We start from the raw sequence: 15066 nt of genomic DNA, 5'->3' as shown, positions 1-15066 counted from the left end.
AACGCAGTCACTTGATATGGTCTCCTGCTTACTTTAAATCTTCTTCCAGGCTTTTGGCCTGAAACGACAAGGAGGGAGGTCAAATCAACTTCCTGATTGATTTAACTAAGTTAGGAGGGCTGTAAACCGGCTTATAGCGTATAAATACCTAATGGAGAAACTGCGTATTAGTACCGTGATAATGCAAAATGAGGTAATTAAAGAATGAACTTTTAAGAGTTGATCGCGTTATCACGTCACGATTGTTTCAGTGATAGTCGGTGTTATCTTTTCGCTGTTTTAGCGAAGTTTATTTTGAGGAATGTAGAGGAAGATAAGAGGGGAGAGGTGCTGTTTTTTAGCGTTAATTATTTTATTACCGGTGCTTTGCCTGAACGGTACAGTGCTTCTTCTTGCAGGAGTTTTGTTTTTTGCTCATTGCTTAAAGGCGTAGCGATAAGCTTATCCAGGTCCGGTTGCCCGGCATCAACCCAGGCCGAATACCAGAAACTGCCTACAGAAAGTATGGAGGCACGCATTTGCCTTGCAACCATTCCTTTCAGCATTTTATGGTAAGCCTGGCTGTAGGCTACGGAGTAATCGCTGATCTGCCTTTTGCCGTGCTGCACCAATTCGTATTTTTTATCCTGCGGGTAGGCTTTGTTTAGCATGCGCTCAAAACGCAAAACAGTATCCACACGTTTATAGGTAGCCTTGCATATACGGAAAGCCTCGTTAAGCGGGTTATCAATATACCGGGCTTTGCCAACATAATAATTATAATGATCGGCGAACAATTCGGGCAAACGGCTTTCCCAAAGGGCATGAATGCCGGTTTGCCCGGAAAGCTGACCATTGTAGTTTTGGGTTAAGTGCAGGGGTACATGGGCATCGGCAATATAATGCCCTAAATATGCCGAGGCATTAAGTATATCGATGGTATCATGCGCTTTGAAAGCTCGCACCAGCCGGTAATATTGGTATTGGATAGCCCAGGGAACGGTGCCGTATTTAATGATGGTATCTTTAGGGTATTTGGCTACCGCATCCTTCCATTTTTTAGGCATGGCCTCAAATGGTTTTTTGCCATAACGGTCGGCATCAAAGAAATGGCGGGGCGCTTCTGATGAGTCAACATAGCGGCGTTTGTCGGGGCTCACAGCATGTTCTGTTATATAGTCGATATTGGCCCTGTAAAAGCCCGACATGGTCTTAGGTAGCGTGAAAACAGCCAACCGGTTAATGCGGTAATGCGCAAAGAACCCCCATGATGAGCATAACATGATTAAACAGATTCCTGTTATGCTTAAAATAATACGGCGGTTCATGGGTTAAAGATGCAATTTAAAGGGGAGTTTTAAATTACAAATTATACTTCTTCCGCAATTGGCTGCTTACTTTATTGGCATCATCAATGATACTCTCCGGGAAACCTACGCCTTTTAAAACCGCTATGCCATTTCTGTTTTTAAGCAGGCCCTCTTTAATTTTATAATCAAATACCAGCCGGTCATCACCTATCACTTCCTCAAACGAGAAAACTTTATAATCGCTGCCTAACAACTCGGCCAGCTCCAGATCATGTGTTGATACAAACACAAAACTTTGGTTTTGGATAAAATAGCTTAATACAGCTTTGGCAGCTGCTATCCGCTCAATGGTGTTGGTTCCTCGGAAAATTTCATCAATAATCACCAGGCTGTTTACGGGCTTACTGGCTATAGTTTGCGAAACTATATTTTTTACAGCCATTGCTTCGGCCTGGAAATAGCTTTTATTATCACCCAGGTCATCGGCCATATCAATGCTTGTAAATATTTTAAGTGGAGGCGCCTGGTATACTGTAGCAAAACTGGTGTTAATAGTTTGCGATAGCAAGGCGTTAATTGCAATAGCCCTGATGAAAGTGGTTTTACCCGACATGTTAGAGCCGGTCACCAGAATGCCCTGTGTATTATCAATGGAGATAGAATTTGATACACAGTTTGGAATAAGGGGATGATAAAGATCGTTAATAACAATATTGACGTTACCCGTTGTTATTTGTGGCTTGCAATAATGCACCGCCCCCTCACGTACAGATTGGATAGAAATAGCTATGTCCACCTCGGCTACCGCTTCATAAATAACCTTAATGTCATCCAGGTATTTGTTCACTTTGCCGATGGATTTGATAAATACCAGCGGCTCAATAAGCAGGAACATTTTCAGCCATTCGGTAACAAGATAATAGATATCGGTTGGGTCGATGGCTGCCTTATTTTGCAGGGTTATATAGTTCAGCGACTTTTTGAGTTTGCCCATATTAACCATGCTGGCGCGCGTATGTTCATCATCCCGAAGCAGGTTGTGATTTTTAAGCCAGTTTGCAACCCGGAATAAAATCAGCAGCTGTGGTAATGAATGCGTGTAATTAAGCATTTGGGTTTTATTGCTGTAATGAATAACAACATTGGTTATCATTAATACCAGCAATAGTATAAACATAAACTGATTAGGAACTATAAAAAGGCTGAAGGCCACGCCAATGATCAAAAATGGCGCTATGTTGATATAAACATTGCCGAGAGCAGGGAAAATGGAATAATGGGGCTTTTTGAAAAGTTCGGGTAAATAATAGGCGTCATTACTGCCCAATTCCGATAGTTTAAGCTCGGTTTGCTCTCTTAGCTCTCTGTTGGTTGTGGCAAGATCGATTCGTTGCTCAATCGTTTCAAAATAATCTTCCGAAATTTGCGGCGAACGAAGTTGTTTGTATAAGTATTGCTGACCTGGTTTTGAGTTTGTTCGGTCGATATATTCAAATACGCTATCGATATCCAGGTCACTTGCGGTGTCTGTTGAGATCTCGTTTGAGCCCTTATAGGTTGTTAAATAGTTGCTGATCGGTTTGAAATTCCTGCTCGCAATTATGGGTTTTCCCCAGCGTTGTTTAATCTTAGCAAGTTTCTTTTTTTGTTGTGCTTTGCTTTTTAAATGGCTTATTAAAATAAATATGAAGGGCAGTAATATTATAATGATGATCCAGTATATCATGTTTAAAAGTGGTATTTATAAGCTATGTTTTGCTTATTAGATAACACCTGCACACAATTGTTTCACCAATACGAAATAATGCTCAATTTATAATTTACCCGAATATACTTTGGTATCGTAATTAATTACAATAACCCCATCGTGCTGAAATTTATGAAAAAGCGCCTGTAAATCATTGATCATCGGCTGGTAACCCGCATCGTCGCGCGTAGGCATGTATGATGATGACAGCAGTCTGCCTTTCAGGCCTTCAAAATCAAATACCTGTTTATTGGTAAAGATTTCCAGATGAACGGGTTCCGGGGTAAAAAACGCTTCAATATCCTCAGTATCGATATTGCGGTGATCAACCTTTACATAATCGTTGCCATGTTTTATGATAAGCTCATCATACTCCTGTTCAAAAGCCGATGTTGTTTTTCTTTCATTCCAGATAAGTGCAACGATGCCATCCGGCTTTAAGATTCTTTTAAACTCGATGCGGGTTTTTTTTGCGTCAAACCAGTGAAAGGCCTGTCCGGCTATAATGGCGCTAATTGTATTGTCTTCAATGCCTGTGTTTTCGGCTGTGCCGTTTTTGGGGATAAAGCCGTGGTATGAGCCTAACAATTCGATAGCTTTTTCGCGCATCTCGAGGTTGGGTTCAACGGCAATTACCCGGTAGCCTTTATTCAGGAATAAGGCAGTAGATATACCTGTGCCGGCTCCAATGTCTGCAATAAGTTTGTCCTGGGTCAGGTTATAGGTGTCATGTAAAAATTTAACAATTTCGGCAGGGTAGCCGGGGCGATATTTTACATAATCTTCAACCCGGTTGCTAAACCTGGTGGTGCTGTTGATAACCATGATGCGATAACTTTAGCTATTAATAACGCTGCAAAAATCAATGTGTTGTATGAACACTTTGTAAACCTTACGTTAATAGCTTATTAAAAAAGGGTATGGCGGAGGTTGTAAGGTAATAGATAATCCTGCACATTATCAATTCAATTACTTCAAAATATAAATCAAAAAACCATTTGCATATTAAATTTAATCGCCCTATATTTGCAGTCCTTAAAATAAGTAGAAAAGAATAACAAGCTATACGAGATGGCAAATCATAAATCATCATTAAAAAGAATCAGGGCAAACGCTGCGAAGCGTCTGCGTAACAGGTACCAGGCTAAAACAACCAGGAACGCTATTAAAAAATTAAGAAACACTACTACCAAAGCCGATGCAACTGCATTGTTAGGTAAAGTAATTTCTATGCTTGATCGTTTGGCTAAAAAGAACGTTATTCACAAAAACAAAGCTTCGAACAATAAATCAAAGCTTACTAAATTTGTTAACGGCTTAAGCTAATCTTAGCTATTTAAAATATACTAAGGGGATAGTGTACCAACACTGTCCCTTTTTTTGTTTGGTGCTTTTTCATACTTTCAGGGCGTGGAAAACTACGAAAGCAAGATCAGTATCAAATCATGGGCCGAGGAAGATCGCCCGCGGGAAAAACTAAGCGGACAAGGGCGTCGTGCCCTTACCGATGCCGAACTGATAGCGATATTGATTGGCTCGGGCAGCCGTACCGAAACAGCGGTTGAATTAAGCAAACGCATTTTGCACCACTATGATAACGACCTCAATAAACTGGGTAAGGCCTCAATAACCGAGCTATCCAAATTTAAAGGAATAGGAGAGGCTAAGGCTATATCTATTATAGCGGCGCTTGAAATCGGTCGCCGTCGGAACGAATCTGAATCGGGGGCCATTGAGGTGATTACTTCGAGCAGGGATGGTTATAATATTATGCGCAGGCACCTGATGGATTTGAACCATGAAGAGTTCTGGATTATACTATTAGGGCGTTCCAATAAAGTATTAGGAAAAGAATTGATTAGTAAGGGCGGGTTATCGGCAACGGTGTGCGATCCTAAAATCATTTTTTATTCGGCCCTGCAATACCAGGCCAGCGGACTAATCCTCGTCCATAATCACCCGTCTGGTAACCTGAAACCCAGTAACGAAGATATCCAACTTACCAAAAAAATAAGCGCCGCAGGCCGGATGCTTGACATCGGCGTGTTTGACCATTTAATTATTACCGATGGTGGCTATTTGAGTTTAGCCGACGAAGGGATGATGTGATTGAAGGTGTGCAAATTATAGTCAATTATCCAGCAGCCGGCGATGGTAGTTTATTTGACCCAAATGGTAGCTTAAATGCATGGCAAGGTGAACAAAAAAGTATTCGGTAGATGCATCTTTTAGGATTATTTCAGCCGGGTATTTTTCGTTCAACTGATTCTCTGAAATCATATCGAAGGTTTTTTCGATCATAAGGATCGTGCTTTTTATTTTATCCACCAATTCTGAGCGCGGTACATCTTTTAACGCAAATTCATCAACGCGGTTTCTTACATAACCGGTTTTTCCAAATTCTGCACCGATATAGGTATTAAGGTTGCCAACCAAATGTAAACAAAGGTTGCCCGCAGAATTTAATATACTCTTTTCAATATGCCAGAGCTTCGTCTCGTTTTGGTAAGCTTCTATTTCCTGCTTTAATTTTTCAAGGTCACGGATGATCAATGCTTTGAGCGTATCTTTTATCATAGTTTGATGGAAATGGTTGAAGTTTATTCCGGGAAAATCTTTGGATTAACAATGCAATGTAAGTTATTTTATAATTGATTGCCAAGATTTCGATTCAGGGTTTAGCTTTATTTGTTGAGCAAGTAACATTGGTTTGTATAATCAAGAATCATCTTAAATCTGCATATCTACCAACCCCACATCCGAAATCTTTATATCTTTGCCGATTATCATTTCGGAATAATGAAAATATCTTATAACTGGCTTAAAGAATTTATTGATACTGATAAAACGCCTCAGGAAATTTCAATCATCCTTACCGGAACCGGTTTGGAAGTTGAAAGTCTGGAGAAAGTACAAGCCGTTCCAGGCGGACTGGAAGGCCTGGTGATTGGCTACGTAAACGAATGTGTTGACCATGCCAATTCTGACCACCTGCATGTTACTAAGGTTGATGTTGGCACCGGCGAAGACCTGCAGATTGTTTGCGGTGCTGCTAACGTAGCTGCCGGACAAAAAGTAGTGGTTGCGGTAGTTGGCTCAACAGTTTACCCAACCAGCGGCGAGCCTTTTGCTATCAAAAAATCGAAGATCAGGGGTGAAGAATCTCACGGGATGATCTGCGCTGAGGATGAGATAGGTTTGGGAACCAGCCATGCGGGTATTATGGTATTGCCGGAAGATGCGCCTGTAGGTACTCCAGCTAAAGAATATTTCAAGCTGAACGACGATTACATGTACGAGATTGGCTTAACCCCTAACCGTGCCGATGCGGCTTCGCATTTGGGTACTGCAAGGGATATTGCCGCTTTTCTGAAAATAGGTATTCACAAGCCCGATGTAAGCGCTTTTAAAGTTGATAACACAAGCCGTACGATTGAGGTTATTGTGGAAAACGAACAGGCTTCACCGCGTTATTCAGGTTTAACCATCAGTGGTGTTGAAGTTAAAGAATCACCACAATGGTTAAAAGAGCGTTTGGCTGTTATCGGCATCCGTGCTATCAATAACATTGTGGATGTTACTAATTACGTGCTGCATGAGCTTGGACAGCCGTTACACGCTTTTGATGCCGATGAAATAACCGGCGGCAAGGTATTGGTAAAAAACTATGCCGAAGGCACCGTATTCAAAACACTTGATGAGGTTGACAGGAAGTTATCTGCCGATGATCTGATGATTGGTAATGCTGAAGAAGCAATGTGTATAGCCGGTGTATTTGGCGGCGCGAAATCGGGTGTTAAGGAATCAACCAAAAATATTTTCCTGGAGAGTGCCTACTTCAATCCGGTATCTGTTCGCAAAACCTCAAAAAGGCATGGCTTAAAAACCGATGCTTCGTTCAGGTTTGAGCGTGGTACCGATCCGGATATGACCGTTTTTGCATTAAAACGTGCTGCATTGTTGATTCAACAGGTGGCGGGTGGTCTGGTATCGTCAGAAATTTCTGATCATTATCCGGCTCCGGTTGCACCCTTCGCTGTAGAGATCACTTATAACACCATCGATAAATTGATTGGTAAGAAGATTGGCAATGATGAGATCAAAGGTATCATCACGGCACTTGATATTAAGATAGTGAATGAAACTGCGGATTCGCTATCGTTACAAGTACCGCCATACCGCGTGGATGTTACCCGCGATGTGGATGTGGTTGAAGAGATCCTGAGGATTTATGGTTATAATAACATCGAGATCCCTACCCAGATCAGGGCATCGTTAAATAACTCTACCCGGCCGGAGAAAGATACTGTTCAAAATCAGTTATCTGATTTGCTGAGCGCGAATGGATTTAATGAGATCCTGGCTAACTCGCTTACCAAATCTGCTTATTCGGATAACCTGGATACTGCTGTGAAGATCCTAAACCCGTTGAGTAGTGATCTTGACGTAATGCGTCAAACGCTGCTATATTCAGGTTTGGAAGCCATTGCTTATAACCAGAACCGCCGGAGCTCAGATTTGAAATTTTATGAGTTTGGCAAAGTGTATAAACTGGAAAATGATAAATACATCGAAACCCAGCGTTTCAGTATTTTTATTACAGGGGCTAATGCCGGCGAGCAATGGAACCAAAAATCGAAACCTGTATCATTCTACAATATCAAGGCTGTAGTTGATGGTGTTTTACAACGCCTGAACATCAGTAACTTCACTGTTGAGGATGCAACCTGCAAAAAAATGTCGTTTGGCATTCAATACATGCTTAATGGTAAGCAATTGGTAAAATTTGGTTCGGTTGCTGGTACTTCATTGAAAAAGGCTGATGTTGATAAAGAGGTGTTCTACGCCGATTTTAATTTCGATCTTGTATTGACCGCCATTCGTAAAAATAAGATCGTTTTCCAGGAGGTTTCAAAATTTCCGGCTGTAAGGCGCGACCTTTCTATGCTGATAGACCAAAGCGTATCTTTTGGTCAGTTGAAACAAATTGCCCTGCGTACCGAGCGTAAATTGCTGAAGGAAGTTGATGTGTTTGACGTTTACCAGGGCGATAAATTGCCTGCAGGTAAAAAGTCATATGCCTTAAGTTTCATTATCCAGGATATCGAAAAAACGTTAACGGATAAGGCAATTGATTCTATTATGCAGAAATTAATTTATAATTTAGGAAAAGAAGCCGGAGCGGAAATCAGGAAGTAATTCGGATTTCGGAATTTCGATTTCGGATTTGGTGGGGATGTTGAATTATTTAATTAATAAATTAGTATTTCAATTATTGCAGAACTCACCAATTCATTAATTCAATAATTCACTAATTAAAAAGATGCCTTCTTTAGCAGAGCAGTTAAATAAAATTGTAGATAAAACCGAGCGCCTGATTGAACTGTGCGCTGCTTTGCAGGAAGAAAATGATCTTTTAAAACTGGAAAGCGAGGCGCTTACAGTAGCCCTAAATGCCAGTAAGGCTAAGACAAAAGAACTGGAAGAAAAATTAAAAGTTGTTAAAGTTGCCAAGTCTTTTTCTGAAACAAATGAAAAAAGTGTTGACATTAAGCAAAAAATTAACGACTTTGTGCAGGAAATAGATAAGTGTATTGTATTATTGAAAAAATAGTACAAAAAGTGAAAAGCTCAAATGGGAGAAATCTCAATAAAAATAAATATTGCTGATCGTGTTTACCCCTTAAAGGTTAACATGGAGGAAGAAGAAATAATACGCAGGGCGGCTAAGCTGATCAACGACCGGATAAAAGAATATCAAGAAAATTATGCGGTTAGGGATAAGCAGGATTTACTTTCAATGTGTGTATTGCATTATGCTACATCATCATTGAAGGCTGAAAAGAAAGTTACCGTGGAGGATACCGAGGTAACAGAAAAAGTTTATCATTTAGATCATTTGTTGACCGAATTTTTTTCGAAGTAATAAACGTTCTTTACATAATATACAAGAGCACATTAAGATTTAACCGCAGTTAAATTTTAGGTTTCACTATTAAAAACTTAACGCTTCAATATTAAGCGGATCAAGAGGCATGCGTTAGTTGCGATTAACGTTAACCAACCCATGGTCCCCAATATCCGAAATGAAGTTTTAAATACATGATACTTAAAAGTTAGTTGCGGTTTTTTTATTTACATACATATATACAACACCACCAAACCTAAAATGGACATATTACTATACGTTATCATCGGCCTGCTTGTAGGCGCCATCATTGGCGTTTTAATTGGCCGCTTCCTGCTTCGAAAGCTTTTCAAAGACCAGGAAGCCTCAGCTCAGAATAAAGTGAAAAAGATTTTAAAAGATGCTGAAAATAATGCCGAGATCCTCAAGAAAAACAAACTGCTTGAAGCAAAAGAGAAATTTTTGCAGATGAAAGCTGAGCACGAGCAGGAAGTTAACAATAAAAACAACGCTGTAAACCAGCGCGAAAACAGCGTAAAACAAAAGGAGCAATCATTAAATCAGCGCCTGGAAAATGTTAACCGCAAAGAGAGCGAGCTTGATAATACCCGCAAAAACCTTGAGAAACAAACAGAGGTAGTAGTTAAAAAACAGGACGAAGTTGAGCACCTGAAAAACCAGCACATCCAGCAACTGGAAACCATCGCCGGCTTATCTGCCGATGATGCTAAAAACCAATTGGTGGATACCCTGCGCGAAGAGGCCCGCACAAAAGCCATGATCCAGATCAAGGATATTGTTGATGAGGCTAAGCTTACTGCTACAAAAGAAGCTAAGAAAATAGTTATTCAAACTATTCAGCGTACTGCTACTGAAAGCGCTATTGAAAATACAGTATCTATTTTCAACATCGAAAACGACGAGATCAAAGGCCGTATCATTGGCCGCGAAGGGCGTAACATCCGTGCTTTGGAGGCTGCTACCGGTATTGAGATCATTGTTGATGATACCCCGGAAGCCATCATTTTATCAGGTTTTGACCCGGTAAGGCGCGAGATTGCCCGTTTGGCAATGCACCGTTTGGTTACCGACGGCCGTATTCACCCTGCCCGCATTGAGGAGGTGGTTGCCAAAACCAAAAAGCAAATTGAAGAAGAAATTGTTGAAATAGGTGAGCGTACTGTGATCGACTTGGGTATTCATGGTTTACACCCTGAACTGATCCGTATGGTTGGCCGTATGCGTTACCGTTCATCATACGGGCAAAACTTGTTACAGCACTCGCGAGAGGTGGCAAATTTTTGCGCTACTATGGCCGCTGAGTTAGGCCTTAATGTAAAACTTGCTAAACGTGCCGGTTTACTTCATGATATTGGTAAAGTACCTGATGATAACCCGGAGTTGCCTCACGCTATTTTAGGTATGCAACTGGCCGAAAAATATAAGGAACATCCGGAAGTTTGTAACGCTATTGGTGCTCACCACGATGAAATTGAGATGACCTCAATGCTGTCACCAATAATTCAGGCTTGTGATGCTATCTCAGGTGCACGTCCTGGTGCCCGTCGCGAGGTTGTTGAAAGTTACATCAAGCGTTTGAAAGAGTTGGAAGAATTAGCGCTTTCATATCCGGGTGTAGAGAAAACCTTTGCGATACAGGCAGGCCGCGAACTGCGTGTTGTTGTTGAGAGCGAAAAGATCAGCGATGCGCAATCAGAAGTATTGGCTGCTGATATTTCAAACAGGATCCAGACAGAAATGACTTATCCAGGTCAAATTAAAGTTACCGTTATCAGGGAAACCCGTTCGGTAGCATTTGCCAAGTAATCATTATAAAATTAAACAGCACCCTTCCGGTACAAAGCCGGAGGGGTTTTTTATTTTTACAGCGTGGCAACAAAAACAAACAACAAACAGAAAGCAACGGTAAATATTGATGAACGCCTGGTTGATCAATATTTTAGGGAGTATCAAGAAGCTCACCAGGATGAGGTTAACAGTATGATACATTATATCTGCATCCCAACTTTAACGTTTAGCCTCTTTGGATTGATCTGGGCTATCCCTTTTCCGCATTTGGGCTTTTTAGGAATCTACAACGGATATTTTAACTGGGCTTCATTTGTGATAGCTATTGCCATCTATTTCTATTTAAAGCTATCGCCAATTATATCTTACTTTATCTTATTTATTTTATTGGGGTTTAGTTACGGTATAATGGAACTGGTAGCCTGGCAACAAACGGGAGGGCCTGCTATGTGGCTGTTATGTGTTTCTATATTTATTCCTTCTGTAAGCGCGTTGCTCATAGGCAATAGCCGCGAACCGGAATTTGCAAAAAACAAACTCAATATCAAATCATTGGCTATAGCACCGGCATACCTGCTGAATCAATTGCTTAATAAGCTGAGAATCAAAAGTTGATCTTATCCTATTGCTTATTAAGTATTTGTTAAAAACCTAACTATTGTTAGTTCGGCAGATTGACTTAATAGCGTCAGGTTTTTAGTCTTAATGTGCATAGTTGTGTAATTTATGCTCAATCTATAGTTGCAGAAAATTTAACATTATGCCATAGGGTTGTTTTTTATGTTGTTTATAATCAGCATGTTATGTTTTTATTCGAAGGCTTTCATGTTAAGCAAAAAAGAAATTATTAAGCAGTTGTTAATATAATAATCTGGTGTTAATGTAAACTTAACATTGTCTGGGCAATTTTGTGCAATAAAAAATCACAAATGAAAAAGCTCTACTTCATTATTTTAACACTAATAATTATTGGGGTTGGGGGCGTTGCAAACGCTCAGATCACCACCTCGGTACTTAATGGTAAAGTTACAGATCAGAAAGGTGCTACCCTTCCGGGTGTTACCATTACTGTATTAAATACCAGCACAGGTACCAGGTATGGCGCTCAAACCAATGCCGAAGGCCGCTTCTCGGTTAATAACATTAACCCGGGTGGTCCTTACACTGTAACCGCTACTTTTATCGGTTATAAAAAAGACGAAAAAAGTGACCTGACACTTCAATTAGGCAACGCTACTTTAAACTTTATCCTGCAGGATGAAACTACTACGCTGCAAGAGGTTAAAGTAAAAGCATCTGCAGGGCCTGCTAAAACAGGTGCAAGTACCCGTATCGGTCAAAACCAGATCCGTACTGCTCCTTCAATTAACCGCAGCTTGCAGGATTTAACCAGAAATACCCCCCAAAGTAACAATAACTCATTTCAAGGTACCAACTTCCGTTACAATAACGTAACGCTTGATGGTGCTATCAACAATGACGCTATTGGTTTTAGCCCTTCATTGGGTGGTCAAACCAACGCTTCAGGTCAGGTAGGTAGCAGTACCCGTACAAGCCCAATCTCTCTTGACGCTATCCAGGACATCCAGGTTTATGTTGCTCCTTACGATATCAAAATCGGTAACGTATTAGGTGGTAGTATCAACGCTGTAACCCGTAGCGGTACAAATGATTTTAGCGGCGCTGTTTATGGTTACGGCCGTGGTTCATTTATGGTTGGTAAAAACAATGTACCAGCAAACTTGGGTGGCGATGGTTCAAAACTTACCGATTTTCATGATTACCAAACCGGTATCCGTTTAGGTTTCCCTATCGTAAAAAATAAATTATTCTTCTTTACTAACGAAGAGCTTGCACGCAGGCAGGATCCGGTTATCCGTGGATTGGATCACAATGGTTCGGCTAACATCTTAAGCCAGGCCGATGGTGATAAATTGGTTGCCGCATTTAAATCGTTTACAGGCGGTATTGATCCGGGTACTTACAACAACACTACGATATTTTCTAACTCAAACAAGTTTTTTAACCGTTTGGATTGGAATATCGACGATCACAACCAGTTAACTTTACGTAACAATACTATCAGCTCAAAAGCAACAAATTTAGAGCGTGACCAACAAAACTTCCGTTTCAGTGGTATTGATTATACCTCTCACAACAACTCAACATCAACAGTTGCTGAGTTAAAATCAAGGTTTTCTGGCGACTTAAGCAATAGCTTAGTATTAGGTTATTCTGCTGTTCATGACTACCGTGACCCTAACTCAAACCCAGCGTTGCCGCAAATTGAGATCACCGGCCGTACTCCGGGTACAACTATATTTATGGGTACCGACCGTGAGGCCGCTATTTTTGATATGCACCAGAAAACTGCTGAGTTTACCGATAACTTAACCTTGACAAAAGGAAGGCACACGTTTACATTTGGTACGCACAACGAGTTTTATAATATCACTTATAACTTCGTAAACGCATGGAACGGTCGTGTTGCTTATAGCAGCATCGAGAATTTTGTCAATAACAACCCTTCTCGTGTACGTGCTAACTTTAACTATATAAACAATACTCGCGACTATATCTTAGCAAATCCTTCAGCTAAGTTTAAAGTTAACTTGTTTAGCTTCTACGCACAGGATGAAATCCAGATAACAGACGCTTTCAAATTGACAGCAGCTATTCGTTTGGATTATGCAGACGTACCTAATAAACAACCACTGAGCGATAAAACTACTAACGCTACAGTTGACCCTAACTACGGTAATACGTTTACTTACACCAAGCCAAAAGATATCAAACAAAATTATCTTGGTAATGCAGAGATCAACCCACGTGTTTCATTTAACTATGATGTGTTAGGTGATCAAAGCGTTATATTACGTGGCGGTAGCGGCTTCTTCACTGGCCGTGTTCCTTTCGCATGGTTTGGTTATTCATTTTATAATAACGGTACTACTTATGGTGCTTATGATAACCAGCCGTCAAAATCAAATACTCCTTTTGTTGCCGGTTCTAACCCTGTTCAGGCACCTGCCAACGGTGGTTTAAATTTTGTTAATCAGCAAAATTTCAATACCTCATCTGCAGGTAAAACTCAGGTCGATTTGATCGATAATAACTTCAAAATGCCACAGGTATGGAGAAGCAGTTTAGCGGTTGATTATACAACTGATAACCAATGGAAATTCACTGTTGAAGGTATCTACACTAAAGTTATCCACGATTTGAAATTCCAGCAGGTAAATACTACCGACCAGGTAACTTATTATCCTTATGATACACAGCATTTACAGCCAATCTTTGTAAATAAAGGTGTTAATGCTACATATACAAACGCTTATCTGTTATCAAACACAAGCCAGGGCTACCGTTACAGCACTACAGCGCAGGTAGGTAAATTTACCCAGTTTGATTCACAGAGTGCCTTGAATTTCTCAGTTGCCTATACTTATGGCCATTCAAAAGATGTTACCAATGGTATCCGTAACTCAATGGAGTCAAACTGGCAGCTTAACCAGGCTTTAAATCCTAACAACCCAGGTTTAGCTAACTCAAACTTTGATATCCGTAACCGCATCGTATCAAACGTTAACTTTAAACATGATTGGGATGGTGCTCACAACTATACTGCTAACTTTACTTTCTTCTTTAGCGCGCAATCAGGTAATCCATATACCTATGGTTTCTACCCAAGTGCTATCGATGGTACTGGTCAGCAAGTTAGCTTAGCTTACATTCCTAACAGGGGTGAAACTGCTAAATTCTTCCAGGATATTGTTGGCGGACAAACAGCAGTTCAGCAAGCAGCAGCTTTTGATGCCTTTATCGATGGTGATAAATACCTGAGCACTCGTCGTGGTAAATTCACTGAGCGTAACGGCGCGTTCACTCCATGGAATAACGACCTTGACTTCCGTTTCACTCAAGACTTTAAATTTGGTGGTGGTAAGCACAAACAGATGATCACTTTTACTTATGACATCATCAACCTTACTAACCTGTTAAACAAAAACTGGGGCCGTTACTACTTCTCAGCTAATACTTATAACTCAACTGCAAGTGTAGGTTTATCTCCAAAAACAACTCCTTCGTTTGCAAATGCGTCAAGCACTTATCCAACTTACACATTCCAGAACCCTGGTGTGCCGTACTCAGTTGATTTGTTTTCTTCACGCTGGCAAATGCAATTTGGTGTACGTTACAGCTGGTAATTGTATAACAAAACATAGTTAATAACAAAAGCGCCCTGTCGGTATTCGGCAGGGCGCTTTTGTTGTTTATAGAGGATTTTTAATTATTTAATATATGTTATAATC

General features: G+C 40.5%; 12 protein-coding genes. 8 read left to right on the top strand and 4 right to left on the bottom strand.

The genetic code is table 11. The annotated features are described in order from the left end of the window. Positions 1 to 347: 347 nt before the first annotated feature. The 3 genes from DEO27_RS19040 to DEO27_RS19030 all read right to left on the bottom strand — a co-directional run bounded on the left by DEO27_RS19040 (position 348) and on the right by DEO27_RS19030 (position 3861). Positions 348 to 1307 carry a zinc dependent phospholipase C family protein gene (locus tag DEO27_RS19040; protein WP_112572696.1) on the bottom strand — a complete coding sequence of 320 codons (960 nt, stop codon included), beginning with the start codon at positions 1305 to 1307 and terminating at the stop codon, positions 348 to 350. A 34-nt stretch (positions 1308 to 1341) separates the two neighbouring features. Then, the gene (locus tag DEO27_RS19035) at positions 1342 to 3015 is read right to left on the bottom strand and encodes a MutS-related protein (RefSeq protein WP_112572694.1); all 1674 of its coding nucleotides are present in this window, start codon (positions 3013 to 3015) and stop codon (positions 1342 to 1344) included. Between the two features lie 87 nt (positions 3016 to 3102). Next, positions 3103 to 3861 (bottom strand): class I SAM-dependent methyltransferase, encoded by a 759-nt coding sequence (locus tag DEO27_RS19030; RefSeq protein WP_112572692.1) that lies wholly within the window; start codon positions 3859 to 3861, stop codon positions 3103 to 3105. A 246-nt stretch (positions 3862 to 4107) separates the two neighbouring features. Here DEO27_RS19030 and rpsT point away from each other — a divergent pair, with 246 nt between their 5' ends. Continuing rightward, entirely contained in the window at positions 4108 to 4362 is a 255-nt protein-coding gene (gene rpsT / locus DEO27_RS19025) for a 30S ribosomal protein S20 (RefSeq protein WP_112572690.1), read from the top strand. Positions 4363 to 4446: 84 nt separating this feature from the next. Beyond that, on the top strand, positions 4447 to 5145 hold the full coding sequence (gene radC, locus DEO27_RS19020) for a RadC family protein (protein ID WP_112572688.1): 699 nt from the start codon (positions 4447 to 4449) through the stop codon (positions 5143 to 5145). Between the two features lie 21 nt (positions 5146 to 5166). Here radC and DEO27_RS19015 read toward each other — a convergent pair whose 3' ends face one another. Continuing rightward, entirely contained in the window at positions 5167 to 5613 is a 447-nt protein-coding gene (locus DEO27_RS19015) for a DUF1572 family protein (protein WP_112572687.1), read from the bottom strand. Between the two features lie 222 nt (positions 5614 to 5835). Here DEO27_RS19015 and pheT point away from each other — a divergent pair, with 222 nt between their 5' ends. The 6 genes from pheT to DEO27_RS18985 all read left to right on the top strand — a co-directional run bounded on the left by pheT (position 5836) and on the right by DEO27_RS18985 (position 14961). Beyond that, complete coding sequence (pheT, locus tag DEO27_RS19010) at positions 5836 to 8235, top strand: phenylalanine--tRNA ligase subunit beta (RefSeq protein ID WP_112572685.1); 2400 nt, start codon at positions 5836 to 5838, stop codon at positions 8233 to 8235. Positions 8236 to 8359: 124 nt separating this feature from the next. After that, positions 8360 to 8650, top strand: a complete 291-nt coding sequence (locus DEO27_RS19005; RefSeq protein ID WP_091173696.1) for a hypothetical protein — start codon at positions 8360 to 8362, stop codon at positions 8648 to 8650. A 21-nt stretch (positions 8651 to 8671) separates the two neighbouring features. Then, positions 8672 to 8962 carry a cell division protein ZapA gene (locus tag DEO27_RS19000; protein WP_090529762.1) on the top strand — a complete coding sequence of 97 codons (291 nt, stop codon included), beginning with the start codon at positions 8672 to 8674 and terminating at the stop codon, positions 8960 to 8962. A 243-nt stretch (positions 8963 to 9205) separates the two neighbouring features. Next, positions 9206 to 10771 carry a ribonuclease Y gene (gene rny, locus DEO27_RS18995; RefSeq protein WP_112572683.1) on the top strand — a complete coding sequence of 522 codons (1566 nt, stop codon included), beginning with the start codon at positions 9206 to 9208 and terminating at the stop codon, positions 10769 to 10771. Between the two features lie 63 nt (positions 10772 to 10834). Continuing rightward, the gene (locus DEO27_RS18990) at positions 10835 to 11368 is read left to right on the top strand and encodes a DUF962 domain-containing protein (protein WP_112572681.1); all 534 of its coding nucleotides are present in this window, start codon (positions 10835 to 10837) and stop codon (positions 11366 to 11368) included. A 314-nt stretch (positions 11369 to 11682) separates the two neighbouring features. Beyond that, positions 11683 to 14961: a TonB-dependent receptor gene (locus tag DEO27_RS18985; protein WP_112572679.1), complete on the top strand. Its 3279-nt coding sequence runs from the start codon at positions 11683 to 11685 to the stop codon at positions 14959 to 14961. Positions 14962 to 15066 lie beyond the last annotated feature (105 nt).

Origin of the sequence: Mucilaginibacter rubeus (genome assembly GCF_003286415.2) — a bacterium.
Classification (GTDB): domain Bacteria; phylum Bacteroidota; class Bacteroidia; order Sphingobacteriales; family Sphingobacteriaceae; genus Mucilaginibacter; species Mucilaginibacter rubeus_A.
The sequence above is the reverse complement of the archived record's forward strand: the minus strand, read 5'-3'. Positions and strand labels throughout refer to the sequence as shown.

What these genes read in the sequence shown, in the direction of transcription:
- DEO27_RS19040 (WP_112572696.1), bottom strand. Translation starts at nt 1,307, where the DNA reads ATGAACCGCCGTATTATTTTAAGCATAACAGGAATCTGTTTAATCATG.
- DEO27_RS19035 (WP_112572694.1), bottom strand. Translation starts at nt 3,015, where the DNA reads ATGATATACTGGATCATCATTATAATATTACTGCCCTTCATATTTATT.
- DEO27_RS19030 (WP_112572692.1), bottom strand. Translation starts at nt 3,861, where the DNA reads ATGGTTATCAACAGCACCACCAGGTTTAGCAACCGGGTTGAAGATTAT.
- rpsT (WP_112572690.1), top strand. Translation starts at nt 4,108, where the DNA reads ATGGCAAATCATAAATCATCATTAAAAAGAATCAGGGCAAACGCTGCG.
- DEO27_RS19015 (WP_112572687.1), bottom strand. Translation starts at nt 5,613, where the DNA reads ATGATAAAAGATACGCTCAAAGCATTGATCATCCGTGACCTTGAAAAA.
- pheT (WP_112572685.1), top strand. Translation starts at nt 5,836, where the DNA reads ATGAAAATATCTTATAACTGGCTTAAAGAATTTATTGATACTGATAAA.
- DEO27_RS19005 (WP_091173696.1), top strand. Translation starts at nt 8,360, where the DNA reads ATGCCTTCTTTAGCAGAGCAGTTAAATAAAATTGTAGATAAAACCGAG.
- DEO27_RS19000 (WP_090529762.1), top strand. Translation starts at nt 8,672, where the DNA reads ATGGGAGAAATCTCAATAAAAATAAATATTGCTGATCGTGTTTACCCC.
- rny (WP_112572683.1), top strand. Translation starts at nt 9,206, where the DNA reads ATGGACATATTACTATACGTTATCATCGGCCTGCTTGTAGGCGCCATC.
- DEO27_RS18985 (WP_112572679.1), top strand. Translation starts at nt 11,683, where the DNA reads ATGAAAAAGCTCTACTTCATTATTTTAACACTAATAATTATTGGGGTT.